Origin of the sequence: Burkholderia aenigmatica (assembly GCF_048627025.1) — a bacterium.
Classification (GTDB): domain Bacteria; phylum Pseudomonadota; class Gammaproteobacteria; order Burkholderiales; family Burkholderiaceae; genus Burkholderia; species Burkholderia aenigmatica.
The window spans coordinates 1,039,444-1,061,525 of sequence record NZ_CP184470.1; the positions used below are offsets into that span (position 1 = coordinate 1,039,444).

At 61.5% G+C, this 22,082-nt stretch carries 19 protein-coding genes, 2 tRNA genes and 2 rRNA genes; 9 read left to right on the plus strand and 14 right to left on the minus strand.

Features of this window, described 5'->3' with window-relative positions; all coding sequences use genetic code 11:
- Positions 1-91: 91 nt before the first annotated feature.
- The 4 genes from ACN8ZM_RS37025 to ACN8ZM_RS37040 all read right to left on the minus strand — a co-directional run bounded on the left by ACN8ZM_RS37025 (position 92) and on the right by ACN8ZM_RS37040 (position 3,296).
- Positions 92-700, minus strand: coding sequence for a DUF1120 domain-containing protein (locus tag ACN8ZM_RS37025; protein WP_420212934.1), 609 nt, complete (start codon positions 698-700; stop codon positions 92-94).
- A gap of 196 nt (positions 701-896) precedes the next feature.
- Positions 897-1,520 (minus strand): DUF1120 domain-containing protein, encoded by a 624-nt coding sequence (locus ACN8ZM_RS37030; protein ID WP_420212935.1) that lies wholly within the window; start codon positions 1,518-1,520, stop codon positions 897-899.
- A 225-nt stretch (positions 1,521-1,745) separates the two neighbouring features.
- The gene (locus ACN8ZM_RS37035) at positions 1,746-2,375 is read right to left on the minus strand and encodes a DUF1120 domain-containing protein (RefSeq protein ID WP_089454128.1); all 630 of its coding nucleotides are present in this window, start codon (positions 2,373-2,375) and stop codon (positions 1,746-1,748) included.
- Positions 2,376-2,660: 285 nt separating this feature from the next.
- Positions 2,661-3,296: a DUF1120 domain-containing protein gene (locus tag ACN8ZM_RS37040; protein ID WP_420212936.1), complete on the minus strand. Its 636-nt coding sequence runs from the start codon at positions 3,294-3,296 to the stop codon at positions 2,661-2,663.
- Positions 3,297-3,634: 338 nt separating this feature from the next.
- Here ACN8ZM_RS37040 and ACN8ZM_RS37045 point away from each other — a divergent pair, with 338 nt between their 5' ends.
- Positions 3,635-4,288 (plus strand): response regulator transcription factor, encoded by a 654-nt coding sequence (locus tag ACN8ZM_RS37045; protein ID WP_043185489.1) that lies wholly within the window; start codon positions 3,635-3,637, stop codon positions 4,286-4,288.
- A 131-nt stretch (positions 4,289-4,419) separates the two neighbouring features.
- Here the strand turns inward: ACN8ZM_RS37045 and ACN8ZM_RS37050 are convergent, their stop codons facing one another.
- Genes ACN8ZM_RS37050 through ACN8ZM_RS37060 form a run of 3 tightly spaced genes read right to left on the minus strand, consistent with a single transcriptional unit; the run spans position 4,420 to position 8,086 of the window.
- Complete coding sequence (locus ACN8ZM_RS37050; protein WP_420212937.1) at positions 4,420-5,610, minus strand: acetyl-CoA C-acetyltransferase; 1,191 nt, start codon at positions 5,608-5,610, stop codon at positions 4,420-4,422.
- Positions 5,611-5,628: 18 nt separating this feature from the next.
- The gene (locus tag ACN8ZM_RS37055) at positions 5,629-6,396 is read right to left on the minus strand and encodes a 3-hydroxyacyl-CoA dehydrogenase (protein ID WP_089454125.1); all 768 of its coding nucleotides are present in this window, start codon (positions 6,394-6,396) and stop codon (positions 5,629-5,631) included.
- Between the two features lie 22 nt (positions 6,397-6,418).
- Positions 6,419-8,086 (minus strand): acyl-CoA synthetase, encoded by a 1,668-nt coding sequence (locus ACN8ZM_RS37060; protein WP_420212938.1) that lies wholly within the window; start codon positions 8,084-8,086, stop codon positions 6,419-6,421.
- Between the two features lie 144 nt (positions 8,087-8,230).
- Here ACN8ZM_RS37060 and ACN8ZM_RS37065 point away from each other — a divergent pair, with 144 nt between their 5' ends.
- Both ACN8ZM_RS37065 and ACN8ZM_RS37070 read left to right on the plus strand, forming a co-directional pair.
- Positions 8,231-9,250, plus strand: coding sequence for an AraC family transcriptional regulator (locus ACN8ZM_RS37065; RefSeq protein ID WP_043185475.1), 1,020 nt, complete (start codon positions 8,231-8,233; stop codon positions 9,248-9,250).
- A gap of 140 nt (positions 9,251-9,390) precedes the next feature.
- A complete protein-coding gene (locus ACN8ZM_RS37070; protein WP_420212939.1) occupies positions 9,391-10,644 on the plus strand; it encodes an SMI1/KNR4 family protein in 1,254 nt (417 codons plus the stop codon).
- Positions 10,645-10,656: 12 nt separating this feature from the next.
- Here ACN8ZM_RS37070 and ACN8ZM_RS37075 read toward each other — a convergent pair whose 3' ends face one another.
- From ACN8ZM_RS37075 to ACN8ZM_RS37085, 3 genes are all read right to left on the minus strand, one after another.
- The gene (locus ACN8ZM_RS37075; protein ID WP_043185469.1) at positions 10,657-12,066 is read right to left on the minus strand and encodes a purine-cytosine permease family protein; all 1,410 of its coding nucleotides are present in this window, start codon (positions 12,064-12,066) and stop codon (positions 10,657-10,659) included.
- 304 nt (positions 12,067-12,370) lie between these two features.
- Positions 12,371-13,762, minus strand: coding sequence for an aspartate aminotransferase family protein (locus tag ACN8ZM_RS37080; protein ID WP_043185465.1), 1,392 nt, complete (start codon positions 13,760-13,762; stop codon positions 12,371-12,373).
- Between the two features lie 81 nt (positions 13,763-13,843).
- The gene (locus ACN8ZM_RS37085) at positions 13,844-15,349 is read right to left on the minus strand and encodes an aldehyde dehydrogenase (protein ID WP_420212940.1); all 1,506 of its coding nucleotides are present in this window, start codon (positions 15,347-15,349) and stop codon (positions 13,844-13,846) included.
- A gap of 91 nt (positions 15,350-15,440) precedes the next feature.
- Here ACN8ZM_RS37085 and ACN8ZM_RS37090 point away from each other — a divergent pair, with 91 nt between their 5' ends.
- The 6 genes from ACN8ZM_RS37090 to ACN8ZM_RS37115 all read left to right on the plus strand — a co-directional run bounded on the left by ACN8ZM_RS37090 (position 15,441) and on the right by ACN8ZM_RS37115 (position 18,366).
- Positions 15,441-15,644: a hypothetical protein gene (locus tag ACN8ZM_RS37090; protein ID WP_143331200.1), complete on the plus strand. Its 204-nt coding sequence runs from the start codon at positions 15,441-15,443 to the stop codon at positions 15,642-15,644.
- An 88-nt stretch (positions 15,645-15,732) separates the two neighbouring features.
- A complete protein-coding gene (locus ACN8ZM_RS37095; protein ID WP_420212941.1) occupies positions 15,733-16,332 on the plus strand; it encodes a hypothetical protein in 600 nt (199 codons plus the stop codon).
- Positions 16,333-16,421: 89 nt separating this feature from the next.
- Positions 16,422-16,793 (plus strand): nuclear transport factor 2 family protein, encoded by a 372-nt coding sequence (locus ACN8ZM_RS37100; protein ID WP_420212942.1) that lies wholly within the window; start codon positions 16,422-16,424, stop codon positions 16,791-16,793.
- A gap of 109 nt (positions 16,794-16,902) precedes the next feature.
- Positions 16,903-17,367, plus strand: coding sequence for a GNAT family N-acetyltransferase (locus ACN8ZM_RS37105; RefSeq protein WP_205823736.1), 465 nt, complete (start codon positions 16,903-16,905; stop codon positions 17,365-17,367).
- Between the two features lie 55 nt (positions 17,368-17,422).
- Positions 17,423-17,887 (plus strand): DUF6714 family protein, encoded by a 465-nt coding sequence (locus ACN8ZM_RS37110; RefSeq protein WP_420212943.1) that lies wholly within the window; start codon positions 17,423-17,425, stop codon positions 17,885-17,887.
- 116 nt (positions 17,888-18,003) lie between these two features.
- Positions 18,004-18,366: an ankyrin repeat domain-containing protein gene (locus tag ACN8ZM_RS37115; protein ID WP_420212944.1), complete on the plus strand. Its 363-nt coding sequence runs from the start codon at positions 18,004-18,006 to the stop codon at positions 18,364-18,366.
- Between the two features lie 98 nt (positions 18,367-18,464).
- On the opposite strand, the gene rrf is transcribed toward ACN8ZM_RS37115, so the two are convergent.
- From rrf to ACN8ZM_RS37135, 4 genes are all read right to left on the minus strand, one after another.
- Positions 18,465-18,577: ribosomal RNA gene (rrf, locus tag ACN8ZM_RS37120) — 5S ribosomal RNA — on the minus strand.
- Positions 18,578-18,710: 133 nt separating this feature from the next.
- A 23S ribosomal RNA gene (locus ACN8ZM_RS37125) occupies positions 18,711-21,592 on the minus strand.
- Between the two features lie 295 nt (positions 21,593-21,887).
- Positions 21,888-21,963: transfer RNA gene (locus ACN8ZM_RS37130), tRNA-Ala, on the minus strand.
- Between the two features lie 41 nt (positions 21,964-22,004).
- Positions 22,005-22,081: transfer RNA gene (locus ACN8ZM_RS37135), tRNA-Ile, on the minus strand.
- Position 22,082: the final 1 nt, after the last annotated feature.

Below are 22,082 nucleotides of genomic sequence, written 5' to 3' on the forward strand. Positions count from 1 at the left end.
TCTGTGCGGGCACGGCCGAATCAATCAGATGCTCGCCATCTTCCTGGTTCGGGTTCTTTGCAACGAAGGAGAATCCGACGACACACGTGCGTTACAAATATACGAGCTCCAGGGTCGCGGAGCCGTCGAGCTCAAACTCGTCGGTAAACACAGAGTCCCACTCGGGGAAGAATATGATATTCAGCGAGCCCGTCAGTGTCTTGAACGCCACCGGCTCACTTTGCGGACCTGGCATATCCCACGAAGCGGTTTTTCTGCTTCCCCAGAAGAGATAGCGTCCCTTGTCGCCCCAAATATTCTCGCCTTTATTGCGCCAAATCGTGACACCCACCCTCCCATCGACCAGAGGAGCAGTTGCATCGATGAGGTAGCTACCAATAGCAGGGTTGCTCAGACCAAACTCCCAAGGAGCATCTATGGATGCCGTGCCTTTTCGATTGTCGATCACATCGACACCGACCTTGGTCGGGTTCCGGCAGTTAATCGTCAACGGTATCTCGCGGCGGGCAGATCCGTTCGAAAACCCCTCCGTTTTCGACAAATTGCCGAAGTCGGCAACACCGCCGTTCCCCAGCGTTATGCTGCAAGCGCCATCCGCCTGGATCTGACCGCGAACGCTGAGGTCGGCAGCCGACGTTATGCTGGGGATCGACAACGTGCAGGCCAGCACCGAAAGAACACTCAACTGCTTCAAACTCATCTGAATATCTCACTCATTGGGAACGGTATTGGAAAGCGCATATCGCTGAAGCCGACACTCGCCGTAACGCATTCGCTGGCGCTCGACACGTTGACTGACACCATCCCGTCACCGCGCGCACCCGGTGGACGCAGCATCACGATCCTTGTTCTGGTCGTGAATTCCCTGGAGCGGGGGTTTCAATGGCGCACATTCGCTACAGGTATACAAGTTCCAGGGTTGCGGAACCGTCTAATTTGAGTTCATCGGTAAAGGCCGTGTCGTATTTGGGAAGGAAAGTGATCTCCAACCTGGTCGTCAGCGTCTTGAACGCAACCGGCTCCATCTGTGGACCACCCACGTCCCACGAAAGGGTAGCGTTAGTGCTCCAAAGGCGACCACTCCCCCAACCATGTCTGTCCCCCCAATAAGGCCACCCTTTATCTCGCCAAATCTGGAAGCCATCCGCCCCATCGACCTGTGCTTGATCAGTCGTAACGAAGTAATAGCCGATTTCAGGATTACCTAGACCGAAATAATAGGAAGCATCTTTAGATGCCGTACCTTCGCGATTGTCGATTATTTCGACGCCAACTTTGGTCGGACGCTGGCAGTTGAGCGTCAACATTGAATCGGCATATATCGCTTGGTATGGGCCAGGAAAATCGTTCTTTCGTGACAGAGTGCCGAGATCAAAGACACCTCCGTTCCCCAGCGTTATGGTGCAAGCACCGCCCGCTTGGATCCGACCGCCCACGCTGAGGTCGGCAGCCACCGTCACGCCAGGGATCGACAACGCACAGGCAAGCGCTGAAAGAACACACAACTTCTTCGATTTCATCTGAATTTCGCTCTCGTGCGGAATGGTTTGGACAAGCACATATCGCGGCAGCATGCACTGCCAACATATGCTTTCCCCGATGTCGTGCCCACTCGGCCGGACTGTTCGCCGATCCGCATGCACCTTCAAATCGGGACCGCGTACCTGGGCTTTCGCGACCCGAAAGCAGGCGCCGATCTCTCTTCGCCGACTCTTTGAAATGGGGAATTCAACGACGCGTATGCGCTACAGGTACACAAGCTCAAGGGTCGCGGAACCGTCGATCTCAAGCTCGTCGGTGAACGCGATGTCCCCCTCGAATCGGACTCTGACCTTCAACACGTCCGTCAGTGTCTTGAACGCCACCGGCCCCGATCCAAGCTCCCAGGACATGGTCGTGTTAGGTGCCCAGTTGCCGTAGCTATCTCCCGCGCCTTCCCAAGTAGTCTTGCCTTTTTTCCGCCAAATCGCGACGACCCTCCTCCCATCGGCAAGGCTGTTGTAACCATACGGAGGACTGAAAATGTCATAGTAGCCGATGGCAGGATTGCCTAGACCGAGCACTTCGGGGTATATCGCCCATTCGGGTGGCCTCGTACCAGCCCGATTGTCGATCGTGTCGACCCCGACCTTCGTCGGGTGCGGACAGTTGATCGTCAATGGCATATTTCGAATGACGGTTCGGTTCGGGAGAGAGGAAACATCCTTGCTCGACAGATTACCCAGGTCGACGATACCGCCGTTACCCAACGCTATTCCGCAAGCGCCGCCCGGCTGGATGTAACCGTTGACACTGAGGTCGGCAGCCGACGTCACGCACGGGCTCGACAAACTGCAGGCCAGCACGGAAAGAACACAAAACTGCTTCAAGCTCATGTGAATATCTCGCTCATTCGGAACGGCATTGACAAACGCATCGCGCGGTCGCTCACGCGCCGTGGGATGCTCGACTCCAACGTCGTAAAGCCTCGACTCGGATGCCCGCCTGTCGGAATACCCTCCGAGTCATGACGGTGCCCAGCATCACGACTTGCATTGCCACACCCCCGCATGCCCTGCTCAAAAGCACAGACCTGCCAATGCTCGGCTAGCGCTCCGGAAACATGAGCCGAACGTCGGCCATCGCACCCAGCCGACGCGCCGGCCAACTCCGACCGTTTTTTACAGATAAGTCAGTTCGACAGTCGCGGAGCCATCGAGATCGACACCACCATTGGAAAGATCCAACGCCGACAACTTGTTGATCGTCGGGGTGACGGTCAGATTGGCCGTGATGCTCTTGTATGCCCCGGGCGCCACACTCCCCGATTCCGAAAATGATTTGCGCGCCTGCCCGTTCGCCATCGAGCCCGTGCTATCGAGTGCCCACGCATTGGATCCGGCGGGAGCGGCGAGGACGTCCAACGTACTGCCGTCGCCGACCACACGGGTCAGAGCCAGCGTGTAGTAGCCCGCGAACTTGTCCTTGCCCCCCAGCCCGAACTCGTAGTCGTCGCCCTTGCCACCGGCAGCCGTACCCGAGCGGTTGTCCCGCACGTTCAACGCGACCTTCGCAGCCGCATTGCACGAGATGGCCACGGTCTGCGTCTTCGCATCGAGTGTCGTCACGGCATCCTGATTGAGCTTGTCCGACCCGATGGAGCCGAAGTCATAGACACCGCCGTTACCGATCGTGAACTGGCACGCATCGGGCACGATCCTGCCCGTGACCTTGATTTCCGCGGTTTGTGCCTGCGCATGGCCGGCGGCAACCAGTACACCTGCAGCCAGCCCCCATCCTGCGAGTTGTTTCTTCATCGTCTTGCTCCAATAACAAATCAACCGAGAAAATGATGGCCCGCACCGAGCGACTGGTATCAGCAAAACCATTGCGCCATCACCTCGTCAAGTGTGCCGGCCCGACACCCGTGCAAGCTATTCGGAACTTTCTGCTTTTCGCCGGGAAATATCTGACGCACCGCTCGGCCCATTCGTCATCGATCCACATTCGAGTAACGTTAGCGGCGACGGTATGGCAGCTTTCTCGGCAATACGCGCCGATGCCTGTTCAGCCACGGACTTAACCGAAGACCGAATGCACTACCCAGTCAGGGTCGGTGTTTTCGGCGAATAAAATCAATTGCGCAGAGGGGACAGTGAATCGTCGTATTGTGATCGTGGACGACCACCCGTTGATTCGAATGGCGGTGCGAATGGTCCTGGAGCGTGACGGCCATGAAGTCGTCGCGGAGTGCCGCACGGGCGTGGACGGCGTCCAGGCCGTTCGGGCGCTCAAGCCCGATCTGGTCATCCTGGATCTGGTCATTCCCGATCTGGACGGCTTCTCGGTCATGGATCGCCTGCGCGGCGCCGAACTGGACGCCAGCATCCTGGTGCTCACGTCCGGCGACACGCGCAACTATGCAATGCGTTGCCTGCAAGCCGGTGCGTCAGGCTTCGTCTGCAAGGACGACGGGCTGGATGAAATATCGAAGGCCGTCAAGGCCTTGCTCGCCGGCTATTCGTATTTCCCGCAAGTGGTCACCAACATGCTTCGCGAAAACTTGCAGGAGATCTCGGCAACCGAAAGCATGGGCCTGGCCGCAGAGCTCGATGGGCTCACCGACCGTGAAATGACGGTCCTCGGCCTGTTGGTGAAAGGAATGAACAACCAGGAAATCGGCCGCACGCTCATGCTCAGTCACAAGACGGTGAGCACCTACAAGGTACGTCTCATGAGCAAGCTCAACGCCCCGAACATGGTCGAACTGGTGAAGGTCGCGCAGCGCAATGGCATCGCGACATCCTAGCTGTTTTCGTATCGATCAATCGACGAGCACATGCGGGATGTCCAAAACAAAACGGGCGACAGGCAACGCGCGGAAGATTCCCGTGCGATACCCGTCGCCCGCTTCTCGGCGTGCGTCCTACGCGTGATGCGTTACACGATGCGTTCGATCGCGATCGCCGTCGCCTCGCCGCCGCCGATGCACAGCGACGCGACGCCGCGCTTCATGCCATACGTTTCGAGCGCGGCCAGCAGCGTCACCATCACGCGCGCGCCCGATGCGCCGATCGGATGGCCGAGCGCACACGCGCCGCCGTGCACGTTGACCTTGTCGTGCGGCAGGTCGAGATCGCGCATCGCAGCCATCGCCACCACTGCGAACGCTTCGTTGATCTCGAACAGATCGACGTCGCGCAGATTCCAGCCGGTCTTCTCCGACAGCTTGCGAATCGCGCCGATCGGCGCCGTCGCGAACAGGCCCGGCTTGTTCGCGTACGTCGAATGCCCGACGATCACGGCCTTCGGCGTGAGGCCGAGCCGCTCGGCTTCCGAGCGACGCATCATCACGAGCGCCGCCGCGCCATCGGAAATCGACGACGAGTTGGCAGCCGTCACCGTGCCGCCTTCGCGGAACGCCGGCTTGAGCGTCGGAATCTTGTCGAGCTTGGCGTTGCCCGGCTGCTCGTCGATCGACACGACTGCCTCGGTCTTGCCGGCCTTCACGGTCACCGGTGCGATCTCCGACACGAAGCGCCCTTCCGCGATCGCACGTTGCGCGCGCGTCAGCGATTCGATCGCGAACGCATCCTGCGCTTCACGCGTGAACTGATAGGACTGCGCGCAATCCTCCGCGAACGTACCCATCAACCGGCCCTTGTCGTACGCGTCTTCCAGCCCGTCGAGGAACATGTGGTCGAGCACCTGCCCGTGACCCATGCGCATCCCCGCGCGCGCCTTCGGCAGCAGGTACGGCGCATTCGTCATGCTCTCCATCCCGCCCGCGACGGCCACGTCCGCCGAACCCGCCAGCAGCAGGTCGTGCACGAACATCGCGGCCTTCATCCCCGAGCCGCACATCTTGTTGACCGTGGTCGCGCCCGCCGCGAGCGGCAGCCCGGCCTTCAGCGCGGCCTGTCGCGCCGGCGCCTGGCCCTGGCCCGCCGGCAGCACGCAGCCGAACACGATTTCATCGATACGCTCGGCCGGCACGTTCGCGCGCTCCAGCGCCGCGCGAATCGCTACCGCGCCAAGGTCGCTCGCGCTGGCTGCCGCGAGGTCGCCCTGAAAACCACCCATCGGCGTACGCGCCGTACCAACGATTACGATCGGATCCTGAGTCGTCATGATTCGCTTCCTCCAGTGTCAGCGCGGTGCCATGCGCAACGCGCCATCGAGACGGATGACTTCGCCGTTCAGCATCGTGTTCTCGGCGATGTGGCGCACCAGCGCCGCAAATTCTTCCGGGCGGCCCAGCCGCGGCGGGAACGGCACGCTCTTGCCGAGCGCGTCCTGTACGTCCTGCGGCATGCCGGCCATCATCGGCGTCGCGAAGATGCCCGGCGCGACCGTCACCACGCGAATGCCGAACCGCGCGAGTTCGCGCGCGATCGGCAGCGTCATGCCCACCACGCCGCTCTTCGACGCCGCATACGCGGCCTGCCCGATCTGCCCGTCGAACGCCGCAACCGACGCGGTGTTGACGATCACGCCGCGCTCGCCTTCCGCATTGGCGTCCTGCTTCGACATCGCTTCGGCGGCCAGCCGGATCATGTTGAACGTGCCGACCAGATTGATCGACACCGCCCGCGCAAAGCGGTCGAGCGAGTGCGGGCCATCGCGGCCGACCACCTTCTCGCCCGGCGCGACGCCCGCGCAGTTGACGAGCGCGTCGATGCGGCCGAACGCGTCACGCGCAGCGGCGACAGCCGCCTGGCCGTCGGCTTCGCTCGTCACATCGGTCTTCACGAAGCGCGCAGCCGCGCCGAGTTCATGCGCGAGGCCCGCGCCGGCCTCTTCGTTGACGTCCAGCAGCACGGCCTTGCCGCCGTCCGCGACCACCATGCGCGCCACCGCGGCGCCAAGGCCCGAACCGGCGCCCGTGATCAGAAAAACACGATCCTTGATATCCATTCGCAGTCCGTACAGGTTATGTTCAGGGTTGAGCGGCCTTCTCGGCTTCCATCTTGCGCAACACGAAGCGCTGGATCTTGCCGCTCGGGGTTTTCGGCAGCGCGTCGACGAAGTCGATCGCGCGCGGATAGGCGTGAGCGGACAGCCGCCGCTTCACGTGCAGGCACAGTTCCTCGGCCAGCGCCGGCGTGCCGTCGAAGTCTTTCGACAGCACGACGAACGCCTTGACGATCTCCGTGCGCTCCGCATCGGGCACGCCGATGACGGCGGCCTCGCTCACCGCAGGATGCTCGATCAGCGCGCTTTCCACATCGAACGGGCCGATCCGGTAGCCGGACGACGTGATCACGTCGTCCGCGCGGCCGATGAAGCTCACGGTGCCGTCCGGCTCCAGCTCGACGTTGTCGCCGGTCCGGTAATAACCGCCCGCGATCGCCGGCGTGTCCTGTTGCCAGTAGCCGTGGAACCACAGCAGCGGCGAGCGCGCGATATCGATCGCGAGGTTCCCGGGCTCGCCGGGGCCGAGCTCGCGGCTCGCTTCATCGAGCACCGCGACACGGTAGCCCGGCATCGCGAAGCCGGCCGAACCGGCGTGGACGGCATGCGCGAGGCCGTGGTGATTGTTCACGACCATCCCGAGTTCGGTCTGGCCGTAGTGATCGTAGATCGGCGCGCCAAGCGCCGCGTCGAACCAGCGCACGACTTCCGGATTCAGCGGTTCGCCCGCGCTGCTGACCACGCGCAGCTTGCCCTTCAGCCGCGCCGCCGCTTCCGTCCCGGCCGCCATCAGCATCCGGTAGGCAGTCGGCGAGCCGGCGAGGCTCGTGATTCCGAGCCGTTCGATCACGTCGTATGTGCTGTCGACGGTGAAACTGCCCTCGTAGAGCGTCGTCGCGTGGCCCAGCAGCAGCGGGCCCGTGATCGCGTAATAGAGGCCGTACGCCCAGCCCGGATCGGCGATGTTCCAGAACCGGTCGCCGGCACGCAGGTCGACCGCTTCGCGCATGTACGCGCCGAACGCGAGCAACGCGCGCAGCGGCACCGGCACGCCCTTCGGCAAACCCGTCGTGCCCGACGTCGACATCATCATGAACAGGTCCGTCCCCTTGCGCAGCACCGGCTCGAACGCGTCGGACTGCACATCGAGCACCGCACGGAAATCGATGTCGCGCGCCGGCAGCGTCTCGCTCGGCTCGCGCACCGTCGCGACGGGCGGGCAATCGGCGATCTCGTCGAGCTTCGCGCGATTCGCGACGTTGGTCACGACCAGACGCGCGTCGCTCATGCGCAGCCGGTGCTCGATCGCTTTCGGGCCGAACGCGGTGAACAGCGGCTGGTAGACGGCGCCCGCGCGCCACGTGCCGAGGATCGTCGCGACGAGTTCGGGCGTGCGCGGCAACAGGCCCGCCACCACGTCGCCCGGCTTCACGCCCTGCGCGACCAGCAGGTTCGCGACGCGTGCCGACAGCGCCTTCATCTGCGCAAACGTGTAGCGGTGGTGCTGTCCGCCCGCGTCGATCCAGTCGAGCGCGATCGCCTCCGCGGATGCGTGCCGGTCGCAGCATTCCACGCACGCGTTCAGGCCGCGCTCCAGGTCGCCGTGCAGTTGCTTCGCGGCGGTCTCGATACTGAACCGGGCCACGGCGTCGGCGTAGGCCGGCACCACCCGGGCGGTAGCTCCATCAGGCATGCGTGTCTCCTGTGCGTTATGGCCGCCGGCGAGCCAGGGGCGCGCCGGGGATAGTTCGATAGTAGACAGCCCGTACATTGCAATCAATGACAAACAGAATCTAGAATCGTGATCGCTTTTGCCATGTCGGGAGGATGCAGGAAAATGGGGCCGCAGATGATTTCGCCGGATTTCGTCGACGACGCGCTCGCGTGCCTGCGCCGGCAAGGCCTTCCGACGGCGCCCGTGCTGCGCGCCGCCGGCCTGCCGGCCGCCGTGCGCGAGCCCGTCACGCCGCAGCAGTACGGCCGGCTGTGGCTCGCGATCGCGGGTGCGCTCGACGACGAGTTCTTCGGCCTCGCCGCACGCCCGATGCGGCGCGGCAGCTTCACGCTGCTGTGCCACGCGGTACTGCACGCGGGCACGCTCGACAAGGCGCTGCGGCGGGCGCTGAAATTCCTGCGCGTGGTGCTGGACGAGCCGCACGGCGAGCTCGTCGTAGCCGACGGGCAGGCGCAGATCGTGCTGACGCAGACGGGCGCCCCCTACCCGGCGTTCGCGTACCGGACGTTCTGGTTGATCCTGCTCGGCGTCGCATGCTGGCTGATCGGCCGGCGCATCCCGCTGCAACGCATCGACTTCGCGTGCCCGAGCCCCGACCAGCGCAGCGACTATCACCAGTTCTTCGGCGTACCCGTGCATTTCGACCGGCCCGACAGCCGGCTCGCGTTCAATGCTGCATACCTCGCGCTGCCGACGATCCGCTCCGAGCAGGCGCTGAAGACCTTCCTGCGCGGCGCGCCCGGCAACCTGCTCGTCCGCTACCGGCACGATACGGGCTGGGTCGCGAAAACGCGCGTGCAGCTGAAAACGCTACCGGCCGCCGAGTGGCCCGACTTCGATACGCTGGCCGCGCGCCTCGGCACGACGCCCGCGACGCTGCGGCGGCGTCTGCGCAGCGAAGGTCAAAGTTTCGCGGCCATCAAGGACGAGTTGCGCGGCGCGCTGGCGCAGTCGCTGCTGCGCGGGCACGCGCTCAGCGTTGCGGAGATCGCCACCGAGCTCGGCTTCACCGAGCCGAGCGCGTTTCATCGCGCGTTCCGGAAATGGACGGGCACGAGCCCCGGTGCGTTCCGGCGGGACGTGCATGCGGCGGAGGGAGAGCCCGGACTGGCAAGTGGATGATGCGGCAGGCGGTCGCCAACAGGCGCGCACCGCCGACACGGAAACGCACACGCGACGCTGATACGATGCGACCTATCGCTGCCGTTCGTTATTCATGAACGACGGCAAACACCCGATCCATCACCAACGCTCCTGCTCCGATGCAAGCAACCGTCTTTTCCGATGCTGAACTGGCCGACCTGCGCGCGCACGGCATCGTGCTGTTCGCCGGCCGCGTGATCTACGACGCGCAGCCGCCGATGCCAGCCGACCAGATCGCGGCCGTCCAGGTCTGCTGTCACGGCGACATTCCGCCTGCGCTGCTCGAGCTGTGGCGCATGACGGCCGGTGGCAGTCTCGACTACGACCTGACGCTCGAGATGAACGGTCACGTCGAAGCGATCGGCTGGAGCGAGCTGTTCTACAACGACAGCGACGGTTACCGCGACCTGCGGGGCTGGATCGACCACGAACTCGAACTGGCCGAGGAATCCGCCGAAGCGAACGCGCGGCCGTGGAGCGGCAAAATCGATGCGCTGCCGTTCGGCGGATGCGAGTATTGCGACCGGATCTACGTCGTGACGGAACCCGATGCCAAGGACCACGGCCACGTGCTCGCGTGGAAACAGGGGCTGCCGCCCGCGTGGCGCGGCGCGATGCATGAAGACGGCCTCGCGACGGTCGCGCCCGATCTGCATGCGGCCTTTGGTGTGCTGCAACTCAACGCCGATCCGCTGGAACCCGGTAGCGAAGGCGGTACCGGCAGCATGTTGCTCGAATACGTCGATGAACGCCGCAGCGATCATGGCCTGTCGGCACCGCTGGCGGACAAACTGATCGCGTTCTATCGCGAAGCCGTGATCGACTGGCGCACGCCGCTCGCCGACGGCACGCTCGCCGCGCAACCCGTGCTCGCGCGTCACGCACTGCAACATGCGATCGACCGCGACGACGCGGCACTCACCGCGCAACTCGCGACGATCTTCGCGGATCTCCGCACCGCGCTCGCCGGCAGCTCGATTCCGGCCGACTACGCGCTGCGACGTCAGAAATTTGCGGCGGCGGCCGCGTTGCTCGAATCAGGCGCACCGGTCGAGTCCGATTCGCTGGTGTCCGTATCCGGCGACATACCGCCCGCGCTGACGCGCGCGCTGCTCGACGCTGGCGTGCAGCCGGATGCAGACGCGATGGCACGCTGTATCGCCAGCGGCAGTGCCGACAGTGCGCGCCTGATCGGTGCGGCACTGTCGGCACGCGGCATCGATGCAGCCGCCGCCTGCCGCGCGGCGAGCGAGGCATTGCTGCTCAAGCTCACGACCGACATCGCCCGGGTCCGTTCCGGCAAGCTCAGCCACTATCTCGGCCTCGACGGACTCGAAGCCCACGTTGAACGCCTGCGGACATTCGTGCTGTAACGTGACACGGACTCAGCGGGACACCCCGTCGACACTCGCGGCGACACCCTGCATCGGCCGCGAGAACAGCTTGCAACCCACGTAGTAGACGAGCGACGTCAGCGAGAGACCGACGATCCACGACACGTCCGCGCCGCCGAGCCGGCTCGCCAGTTCGCCCGTATAGAGATCGGTCGCCATGAACGGCGCCTGCGCGACGATGCCGATGAAGTATGAGCCGACGGCAATCGTATTGAAGCGTCCGTAGATGCCGCCGTCCTGCCGGAAGAACGAATCGACGTCGTACTCGCCGTGACACACGAGGTAGTAGTCGACGAGGTTGATTGCGGTCCACGGCACGAGCACGTACAGCAGCAGCAGGATGAAGTTCGTGTAGCCGGCGAGGAAGTTGTCCTGCCCGAACAGCGCGATCGCGAGCGCGATGCCGCACAGGACGATCGCGGTGATCGCCCGCGCACGCGCCTTGCCCGACCAGGACGGAAAGAGCGTTTGCAGCACGGTAATGGCCGACAGCGCACCGCAATACAGCTCCATCGCATTGCTGGCCGCAATGCCGAACGACAGCACGACGATCACGAGCACGCTGATCCCTTGCGTGAGCCCCGTGAGGCCGCTCACGACATTGCCATCCGGCGTCGCGAGGCCCACCAGGCAGCCGAGCAGCATCGGGAAGAACGAGCCGAGCACGCAGCCCCAGTAACTCGACCAGAACGCGGTGCGCGGCCCGGTATCGGGCGGCAGGTAGCGCGAATAGTCCGACACGTAAGGCGCATAGGCGATCTGCCACAGCGCGGCGACCGACATCGCGCCCAGGAAACCGGACAGGTTCAGCGAGTGCTTCGAGAACGTATCGGCCGGCAATCCGTGCACGAAAATGATCCACACGAACGCCAGCACGAGTACGCTGCCCGAGCACCAGCTCAGCAGTCGCGCATACGCGTGGATCAGCTTGTAGCCGTAGATCGATCCGAGCAGGCTGATCAGGCCGATCACCACGACGCCCGCATCGAGCGGAATATCGGCGCTCAGGCTGTGCAGCGCCTGCCCGCCGAACACGCAGTTCGACGCGAAGAAGCCGACGTACATCACGACGACCAGCGCGACCACGAGCAGCGCGCCGAACGACCCGAACTGCCCGCGGGTCTGGATCATCTGCGGCACGCCAAGCTGCGGCCCCTGTGCGGAATGCAGCGCCATGAAGACCGCGCCGATCAGGCTGCCGACGAGCGTGGCGAGCGCCGCCCACCAGAACGGCTGCTTGAATACCGTGGTCGCGAGCGATCCGGTGACGATCGTCAGCATCATGATGTTCGACCCGAACCAGATCGTGAACAGGTCCTTCGCACTGCCGTGCCGCTCGGTCAGCGGAATCGGCTGGATGGTACTTTCCTCGAGATGAGCAACGGACTCGCCCTGACTCATTTCGTCTCCTTGTTTCTGTTGTGATGTTCGCGGATTCGGGGGGCTGACGGGTGAAGCGGAATGCCTGGTCTGCACGAAGCGTGCGTCCTGCAATCAACCAGTCAAATTATTTGCATTCCTGATCAATAGGCAGTCGGCAGCACATCGATTTACCGGACTATCGCCCACCACGACCGATCTTCAACCTGCCGGATTGCCGCTCCGGTGGCTGAACGCAGCCGGCCCGTCGCCGCAGCGAAACCCGTGGTTAGGTGCGCTCCCGCCCGTCTGTCTGTCGCCGGACGGAAGCGCGTCGCTCAACCGGTCAGCAGTCGATCCCGAGCACTTCGCGCGCGGTGGCATCCACGGCCTTGCGCATCGTGCCGACCAGTTCGTCGATTTGCGCGTGATCGATCACCAGCGGCGGCGCAACGATCAGGCGGCCATTGGTCGAACGCACGATCGCGCCGAGTTCGAACCCGACCGTCCGGCTGTGCCAGGTCAGGTCGGCCTCGTTTGCAAAGCGCTCGCGCGTCGCCTTGTTCTTCGCGAACTGGATCGCGCCGACCGCGCCCACGCCCTGGATCTCGCCGACGAGCGGGTGACCGTCGAACGCATCGCGCAGCGCCTTCTGCAGGTACGGCCCGGTATCCGTCTTCGTCCGCTCGACGAGGCCTTCGCGCTCGAGCACGTCAAGGTTGGCCAGCGCGACAGCGGCTGCGACCGGGTGCCCCGAATAGGTCAGCCCGTGCGCGTAGACGCCGCCCTTGTCGACCAGCGCATCGCCGACGCGCCGGCTCATGATCAGCCCACCCATCGGCACGTAGCCCGAAGTCAGCCCCTTGGCCATGCAGATCAGGTCCGGTTCGAAGCCGAAGTGACGGTGCGCGAACCACTCGCCGGTACGGCCGAAACCGCCGATCACTTCGTCCGCGCAGAGCAGCACGTCGTACTGACGACAGATGCGCTCGATCTCCTGCCAGTAGCCATCCGGCGGAAAGATCATCCCGCCCGCCCCCTGGAACGGCTCCGCGACGAACGCGGCGACGCGCTCCGCGCCGATCTCGAGGATCTTGCGCTCGAGCGACAGCGCCGCCTGCTTGCCGAATGCCTCGGGGCTCAGATCGCCGCCATTCGCGTACCAGTACGGTTCGTCCACGTGCGTGATGTTCGGAATCGGCAGGTCGCCCATTTCATGCATGAACGCCATGCCGCCCAGCGACGCGCTGCCCACCGTCGACCCGTGATAGCCGTTCACGCGGCCGATCAGCACCTTCTTCTCCGGCTTGCCCATCACGTCCCAGAAGCGCCGCACGGTGCGAATCAGCACTTCGTTCGATTCGGATCCCGAATTGGTATACACCACGTGACTGAAACGATTGCCGAGCAGCGCGAACAGGCGCTCCGACAGTTCGATCACCGACGGGTGCGTCGTATGAAAGAACATGTTGTAGTAGGACAGTTCCTTCATCTGCCGCGCGGCAGCTTCGACCAGCTCCGGCCGGCCATAGCCGACGTTGGTGCACCACAGCCCCGACATGCCGTCCAGGTAGCGGTTGCCGTCGTTGTCCCATAGATGGACACCTTCGCCGCGCACCATCACGCGTGCGCCTTCCTCGTTCAGCGCCTTCTGGTCGACGAACGCATGCAGGTGATGTGCGGCGTCGCTGCGTTGATAGTCCTGCGTCGTACGATGCGGAAAGTGGGGCGCATTCATAGGCGAGTCTCCGGTTAGTTTTGTGAACAAAAAGTGTTGTCGCGTTGTGCGGCGCAACCGTTTGCGGCCCGCCGCGCCGAATCAGTAGCTGATCCAGGTCGTCTTGAGGCCCGTGTACTTGTCGATCGCGTGCAGCGAAAGATCGCGGCCGAAGCCCGACTGGCGGAACCCGCCGAACGGCGTCTGCGCGCTCAGCGCATCGACCGTGTTGACGGACACCGTGCCGGCGCGCAGCCGCCCCGACACACGGTGCGCGCGCGACAGGCTGCCGGTCCAGACCGACGCGGCAAGGCCATAGATCGAGTCGTTCGCGAGCCTGACGGCCTCGTCCTCGGTATCGAACGCCATCACCGACAGCACCGGCCCGAAGATCTCCTCGCGTGCGATGGCGTCGTCGTGCTTCACGTCGATGAAGATCGTCGGCTCGATGAAGTAGCCCTTGCCGTCGACACGCGGCGCGCCTCCGCCGATCGCGAGCGTCGCGCTATCGCGACCGCGTGCGATCCACTCGCGCACGCGCCGATGCTGCTGCTCGTCGACAATGGCGCCCATTCCGCTCGCCGGATCGAGCGGATCGCCCGGCATGAACGCGGCGGCATGCGCAATCAGCCGGTCGACGAACGCATCGTGAATCGAACGCTGAACCAGCAGCCGCGAGTTGGCGGAACACACCTCGCCCTGGTTGAAGAAAATCCCGAAGCACGCCTTGCGTGCGGCCAGGTCGAGATCGTCGGTATCGTCGAAGACCAGGTTCGGGCTCTTGCCGCCACATTCGAGCCACACCTGCTTCATGTTCGACTGCGCGGCGTACTCGAGGAATTTCTTGCCGACGGCCGTCGATCCCGTGAATGCGAGCACGTCCACATCGGGATGCAGCCCGAGCGCGCGCCCCGCGGTCTCGCCATAACCCGGCACGACGTTCAGCACGCCCGGCGGCAGGCCGGCCTCGAGCGCCAACTCCGCGAGACGCAAGGCGGACAGCGGCGATTGTTCCGCCGGCTTCAGCACGACGCTGTTGCCTGCCGCCAGCGCCGGCGCCACCTTCCACGCGACCATGTCGAGCGGAAAATTCCACGGCACCACGGCGCCGACGACACCCAGCGGTTCGCGCGTGACGACCGCGAGGTTGCCAGGGTCGGTCGACGCGACTTCGCCATGCAGCTTGTCGACGGCCTCGCCGTACCAGCTGAACAGACCGCCCGCGGCGGGCACGTCGATGCTGAACGCATCCGCGACGCGCTTGCCCATGTTGAGCGAGTCGAGCAGCGCGAGCTCCGCACCGTGTGATGCGATGAGTTCACCGAGCCGGCAAAGCACACGCTTGCGCTCTGCCGGCGCGCAGCGCGACCACGCGCCGGATTCGAACGCGTGACGCGCGGCACGCACTGCGTCGTCGACGTCCGCTGCATCGCACGACGCGACTTCTGCGATGACGGCCTCGGTGGCCGGATTGATCGCGGCAAACGTCCGGCCGCTGCGGGCCAGCACGCTGCGGCCGCCGATATGCGCGAGCGTTCTCGGAGCGACTTGCGCCGCAAGACGTCTCCAGTCTGCGTGCTGATGGTTTTCTGCTGAAGTTGGGTTCATTCAAGACTCCGTTTTGACGACCAGGCATTTGTGCGTTGTTCTCTGCCTGCATTCAACCCGACGAAAACGCCAGCGGTCGGGACCGAGGTCCATGACCGCCGAGAATCGCCGCAGTCGTCCGGTTGGCCAACTGTCGGTCATCAAAAAGAGATTTGAAAGAACAGTTTTTCTTCTCATTGAAGAGGTTATTTCTATTCATCCGCGTGTCGTGCAGTGGGTTTTCCTGCCACGTCGCGATCCCGGTGCCGTTTGTTTGTGTGCGATCGCATCGGCTTTCCGGTGCGGTGCGACGTGACACCCGCTGCGACGCCTGGCCAGCACGACATTGCGCCCCGGCCCATCCGACCACATACTGGTCGGCCTGCGCGAACAAGGGTGCGTCGATGGTGAATGTCGATCAGGGCGCCGCTTCGATCTTTGGCGTGATCGGAACGACCGTGTCCTTGCTGGCGGCGATTCCGTATGCGCACGCGATCTACCGGCGCAGGGTTCGTCCGCATCTGTTCACATGGCTCGTGTGGTCGGTCGTCACGGCGATCGCGGCTGCCGGCCAGTTCGTCTCGGGTGCGGGGCCTTCCGCGTGGTGCACGGCGGCGATCGCCGTCACCTGCTTCCTGACGCTGGTGGCCAGCATCCTTCGAGGCGAACGCGGCTGGACACGACTCGACTGGCTGTTCCTGGGCGCGGCCCTGTCAGCCATTCCACTGTGGATGCTGACCGACGATCCGACGATCTCGATCTGCCTGGTCACGCTGATCGAGCTTGCCGGCCTCGGCCCGACCGTCCGCAAGACGATCCGCGACCCGTGGAGCGAGAGCCTCGCGTATTTCGCGCTGTGCGTGCTCAAGTACGCGCTGGCGTTGCTGGCGCTGAGCACGTGGAGTGTCGCTGTCGCGTTCTATCCGGCCGTCAACGTCCTCGCGTCGATCGGCATCTGCGTGGTGATGCTTGTCCGGCGTCAGTCGCTGTCGAACGCGCGCTAGACGATCTTCGTCGGTGCGGTATGTTGCTTGCTGTTGCTCGCCGGTATGAGTAGAACCACAAACCTTCAGAGACGATACGAGGCCCTGAAATGGACGCAATCCGTACAGCCATCGAACCCAGCGAAGCCGCGCTTCGTGCCGCGATGCTGGCCAACGATATCGACGCGCTCGATGCGCTGCTGGACGACGATCTGGTGTTCACCGTCCCGACCGGCCAGGTCATTTCGAAAGAAGACGACCTGGCCGCGCATCGCGCGAAGCTGCTGCGTCTCGACAGACTCGATGTGCAGGAAACGCACGCATGCGCGATCGGCGAGATGATCCTGACCACGACGAAGGCAATGCTCGCCGGCCATTTCGGTGGCACGGCGTTCGATGGCGAGTTTGCCTATACTCGGCTGTGGCGCCGATCGCATGCTGGCTGGCGCGTCGTCGCCGGGCACGCATCGCAGGTCAGGTAGTGGCGTCGAGATCGACCTCCCTTCGAGTCGGCCAGTCGCGCTTCCGGAGGGGAGTCGATGCGAGCCGGACGATACCTCGCCGAAGGTGTCGACCACGACAGGAGACGAGATGCACAAACCATTCACCGTCCGCGCTGCCCGTACCGCGGACGCGGACGAGCTCACGCGACTGGCTCGCATTTCGAAGGCTCACTGGGGCTATCCGAAGGACTGGCTCGACTTGTGGCAGAGCGACCTCACGATTGCGCCTGAGACGATCGATGGATCGATCGGTTACGTCGCGGAATCCGGAGAGGCAATCATCGGGTTCTGGGTCAGGGCGTCATCGGAATCGGATCGTCCGACGCCCGGATGGTTGTTCGTCCATCCCGACCACATGGGCCGCGGTGTCGCTCGTGCACTGTGGGAAGAGGTCCGCAGGGAAAGCGCCGCGAGAGGGATCCGAAGCTTTGTGATCGAAGCCGATCCCAATGCGGTTCCGTTCTATCTGGCGCTCGGGGCTGAAAAGATCGGCGAAAAGGAATCAAGCGTCGTCCCGGGCAGGTTCTTTCCGATCTTGCGGATTGCGATCTGATATCTGACACCGCAGGCTCCAGGACAACGTCAACCGTGCATGCAAACGGCCTAGAATGAGTTTGGACTTTTCATTGTTTCCGGACGATCCCTTCCCCAACGGGGAGCCGATCACCAACAGATCGGGGATCGAGTCGTGTGCCGTCGATGACTTCTTTCGAGGAAAGAGGCGCTTCGACAGAACGCTCAAGGAATTGCGGGAAGACTACGCTTGCGATGAATCCGCGTGCCTCGCTTTTATGAAGCCGCGGGCATTTGCGTTCTTTCTTCCGTTGTTCATGAAGATAGCGACCCACGAGTATGATCAAGCTGACAACATCCCCGACTCTCTCGTGTACAAGCTGCACCGAATGGCAACGGGTGATGCGAACGACTGGCTCGACGAAATATTGAAGGCATACTCAAAAAATCAACGAGACAGCATCATCGATTTTCTCGGCGAGATGAGTCGAATCGAATGGCGGTATCAAGATCCTGACTTGGCGGCAGAGACTGCCCGCCTATTGCGTGAAATATTTTGATCAACGCTTTTCGATTCGATTCTCAATCAACTCGATGTCCCATCCTGGTCATTGCGAAGAGGATCAAGGTATCGTGGTGAACAAAAGAAACGACGGTTCAGAGCTGGCATCCGAGGATGCGTCTGAAAGCAATATTCGAAAAATACGCAACTCACCCCGAATTCCTGGGGCTTGCGTTGATCGATCCCAATCAGCGTGGCGCGGTTGGCGACACCGTTTTACATCTCGCGGCCCGAACGGGTGCGATAGAAGACATGCAGGTTCTTATCGATGCGGGTGCAGATGTAAACATCGCCGGAGATCTCGGCAATACCCCACTGCATCAAGCCGCCATGATGGATCAATTCGATTCGGTCGAATTTCTCTTGAAATGCGGTGCCAGGAAGCATCTAAAAAATGAATTTGACCAGACGCCGCTCGACGTTGCTGAGCTTAACGAGAATGCCAAAATAATCCGGCTTCTCAAGACTCGTCGATGAAGTCTATTCCTGAATCGGGCCATTCCCGGCCCGCACGCATTTCCGTCGCCGAAATGCAAAAACCCCCGCCTTTCGGGCGGGGGTTCTTGGCTTAGGGAGCCTGACGATTACCTACTTTCACACGGGAATCCGCACTATCATCGGCGTAGAGTCGTTTCACGGTCCTGTTCGGGATGGGAAGGGGTGGGACCGACTCGCTATGGTCATCAGGCAAAGAGGGTTGTTGCGCTGGCTTCGCAGCACAACCAATCTTGGAAGAAGCAGTAATTTTTGAGTTGTGTGTATCACACACGAGAATCCAACCAATCCGACGCGCTGTATTCAGCGCGAGACAGACTTGTTATAGGATCAAGCCTTACGGGCAATTAGTATCAGTTAGCTGAACGCATTACTGCGCTTACACACCTGACCTATCAACGTCCTGGTCTCGAACGACCCTTCAAGGGGATCTAGTCCCCAGGGATATCTCATCTTAAGGCGAGTTTCCCGCTTAGATGCTTTCAGCGGTTATCTCTTCCGAACATAGCTACCCGGCGATGCCACTGGCGTGACAACCGGTACACCAGAGGTTCGTCCACTCCGGTCCTCTCGTACTAGGAGCAGCCCCCTTCAAATATCCAACGCCCACGGCAGATAGGGACCAAACTGTCTCACGACGTTTTAAACCCAGCTCACGTACCTCTTTAAATGGCGAACAGCCATACCCTTGGGACCGGCTACAGCCCCAGGATGAGATGAGCCGACATCGAGGTGCCAAACACCGCCGTCGATATGAACTCTTGGGCGGTATCAGCCTGTTATCCCCAGAGTACCTTTTATCCGTTGAGCGATGGCCCTTCCATACAGAACCACCGGATCACTATGACCTGCTTTCGCACCTGCTCGACTTGTCGGTCTCGCAGTTAAGCACGCTTATGCCATTGCACTATCAGCACGATTTCCGACCGTACCTAGCGTACCTTCGTACTCCTCCGTTACGCTTTGGGAGGAGACCGCCCCAGTCAAACTGCCTACCATGCACTGTCCCCGACCCGGATCACGGGCCAAGGTTAGAACCTCAAACAAACCAGGGTGGTATTTCAAGGACGGCTCCACCGAAACTAGCGTTCCGGTTTCATAGCCTCCCACCTATCCTACACAGATCGGTTCAAAGTCCAATGCAAAGCTACAGTAAAGGTTCATGGGGTCTTTCCGTCTAGCCGCGGGTAGATTGCATCATCACAAACACTTCAACTTCGCTGAGTCTCGGGAGGAGACAGTGTGGCCATCGTTACGCCATTCGTGCAGGTCGGAACTTACCCGACAAGGAATTTCGCTACCTTAGGACCGTTATAGTTACGGCCGCCGTTTACCGGGACTTCAATCAAGAGCTTGCACCCCATCATTTAATCTTCCGGCACCGGGCAGGCGTCACACCCTATACGTCCACTTTCGTGTTTGCAGAGTGCTGTGTTTTTATTAAACAGTCGCAGCCACCAGTTTATTGCAACCCCTTCACCCTTTGCCCGCAGGGGCATCAAGCTACAAGGGCGTACCTTATCCCGAAGTTACGGTACCAATTTGCCGAGTTCCTTCTCCCGAGTTCTCTCAAGCGCCTTAGAATACTCATCTCGCCCACCTGTGTCGGTTTGCGGTACGGTCATCATTAGACTGAAGCTTAGAGGCTTTTCTTGGAACCACTTCCAATTGCTTCGCTCCCTAAGGAGCTCGCGCCACACCCTTGAATTCCGCGCCCGGATTTGCCTAAGCGCCTTCTCCAATGCAGCGACCGGGACTTCCAACACCCGGACAACCTTCCGCGATCCGTCCCCCCATCGCATCTAACAATGGTGCAGGAATATTGACCTGCTTCCCATCAGCTACGCATTTCTGCCTCGCCTTAGGGGCCGACTCACCCTACGCCGATGAACGTTGCGTAGGAAACCTTGGGCTTACGGCGAGGGGGCCTTTCACCCCCTTTATCGCTACTCATGTCAGCATTCGCACTTCCGATACCTCCAGCACGCTTTTCAACGCACCTTCGCAGGCTTACGGAACGCTCTCCTACCATGCGTGCAAAGCACGCATCCGCAGCTTCGGTATATAGCTTAGCCCCGTTACATCTTCCGCGCAGGACGACTCGATCAGTGAGCTATTACGCTTTCTTTAAAGGGTGGCTGCTTCTAAGCCAACCTCCTGACTGTTTTAGCCTTCCCACTTCGTTTCCCACTTAGCTATATTTGGGGACCTTAGCTGGCGGTCTGGGTTGTTTCCCTCTTGACACCGGACGTTAGCACCCGATGTCTGTCTCCCGTGATTGCACTCTTCGGTATTCGGAGTTTGCTATGGCGGGGTAATCTGCAATAGACCCCCCAACCATGACAGTGCTCTACCCCCGAAGGTGAGACACGAGGCACTACCTAAATAGTTTTCGGAGAGAACCAGCTATTTCCAAGTTTGTTTAGCCTTTCACCCCTATCCACAGCTCATCCCCTAACTTTTCAACGTTAGTGGGTTCGGACCTCCAGTACGTGTTACCGCACCTTCATCCTGGCCATGGATAGATCACTTGGTTTCGGGTCTACGCCCAGCAACTGAACGCCCTATTCGGACTCGCTTTCGCTACGCCTGCCCTATACGGTTAAGCTTGCTACTGAACGTAAGTCGCTGACCCATTATACAAAAGGTACGCCGTCACCCCTTACGAGGCTCCGACTGTTTGTATGCATGCGGTTTCAGGATCTATTTCACTCCCCTCCCGGGGTTCTTTTCGCCTTTCCCTCACGGTACTGGTTCACTATCGGTCGATCACGAGTATTTAGCCTTGGAGGATGGTCCCCCCATCTTCAGACAGGATTTCACGTGTCCCGCCCTACTTGTCGCACACCTAGTTCTTTCATACTGTTTTCGCCTACGGGGCTATCACCCGCTATGGCCACACTTTCCAGAGTGTTCGGCTAACAATACAAATAAAGAGTGCAAGGCTCATCCCATTTCGCTCGCCACTACTTTGGGAATCTCGGTTGATTTCTTTTCCTGCGGTTACTTAGATGTTTCAGTTCACCGCGTTCGCTTCACATGGCCTATGTATTCAGCCATGGATACTCCAAAAGGAGTGGGTTTCCCCATTCGGACATCTACGGATCAAAGCTTGTTTGCCAGCTCCCCGTAGCTTTTCGCAGGCTACCGCGTCCTTCATCGCCTGTGATCGCCAAGGCATCCACCACATGCACTTGTTCGCTTGACCCTATAACGAGTCTGTCTCATCGACAGTCGTTACAGGTTGAGTTCTCGCATTTGTGCCGTATTCCAATTGAGTCAAACATAGAGTTCGAATCATCTTGAGATACATCGATACAATCACAACCCGGATAGTTTTCACGTCCATCTCATAGACGCTTCCGCTATCCAAATTACTTACTTCTTCCAGATTGTTAAAGAACGACAGCCGATATGGTTTTACTCATATCAATCTGACTGGCTCAATCGCCAATGCAAAATTCTCGGTTCAGTGTCTGAACCAAGCGCTTAGCGTTGGTGATTGGTGGAGGCAGACGGGATCGAACCGACGACCCCCTGCTTGCAAAGCAGGTGCTCTCCCAGCTGAGCTATGCCCCCATGTACAGATATTCCTCAGGGTGTACCGCCAGTCAAGACGGTGGTGGGTCTGGTTGGATTCGAACCAACGACCCCCGCCTTATCAAGACGGTGCTCTAACCGACTGAGCTACAGACCCC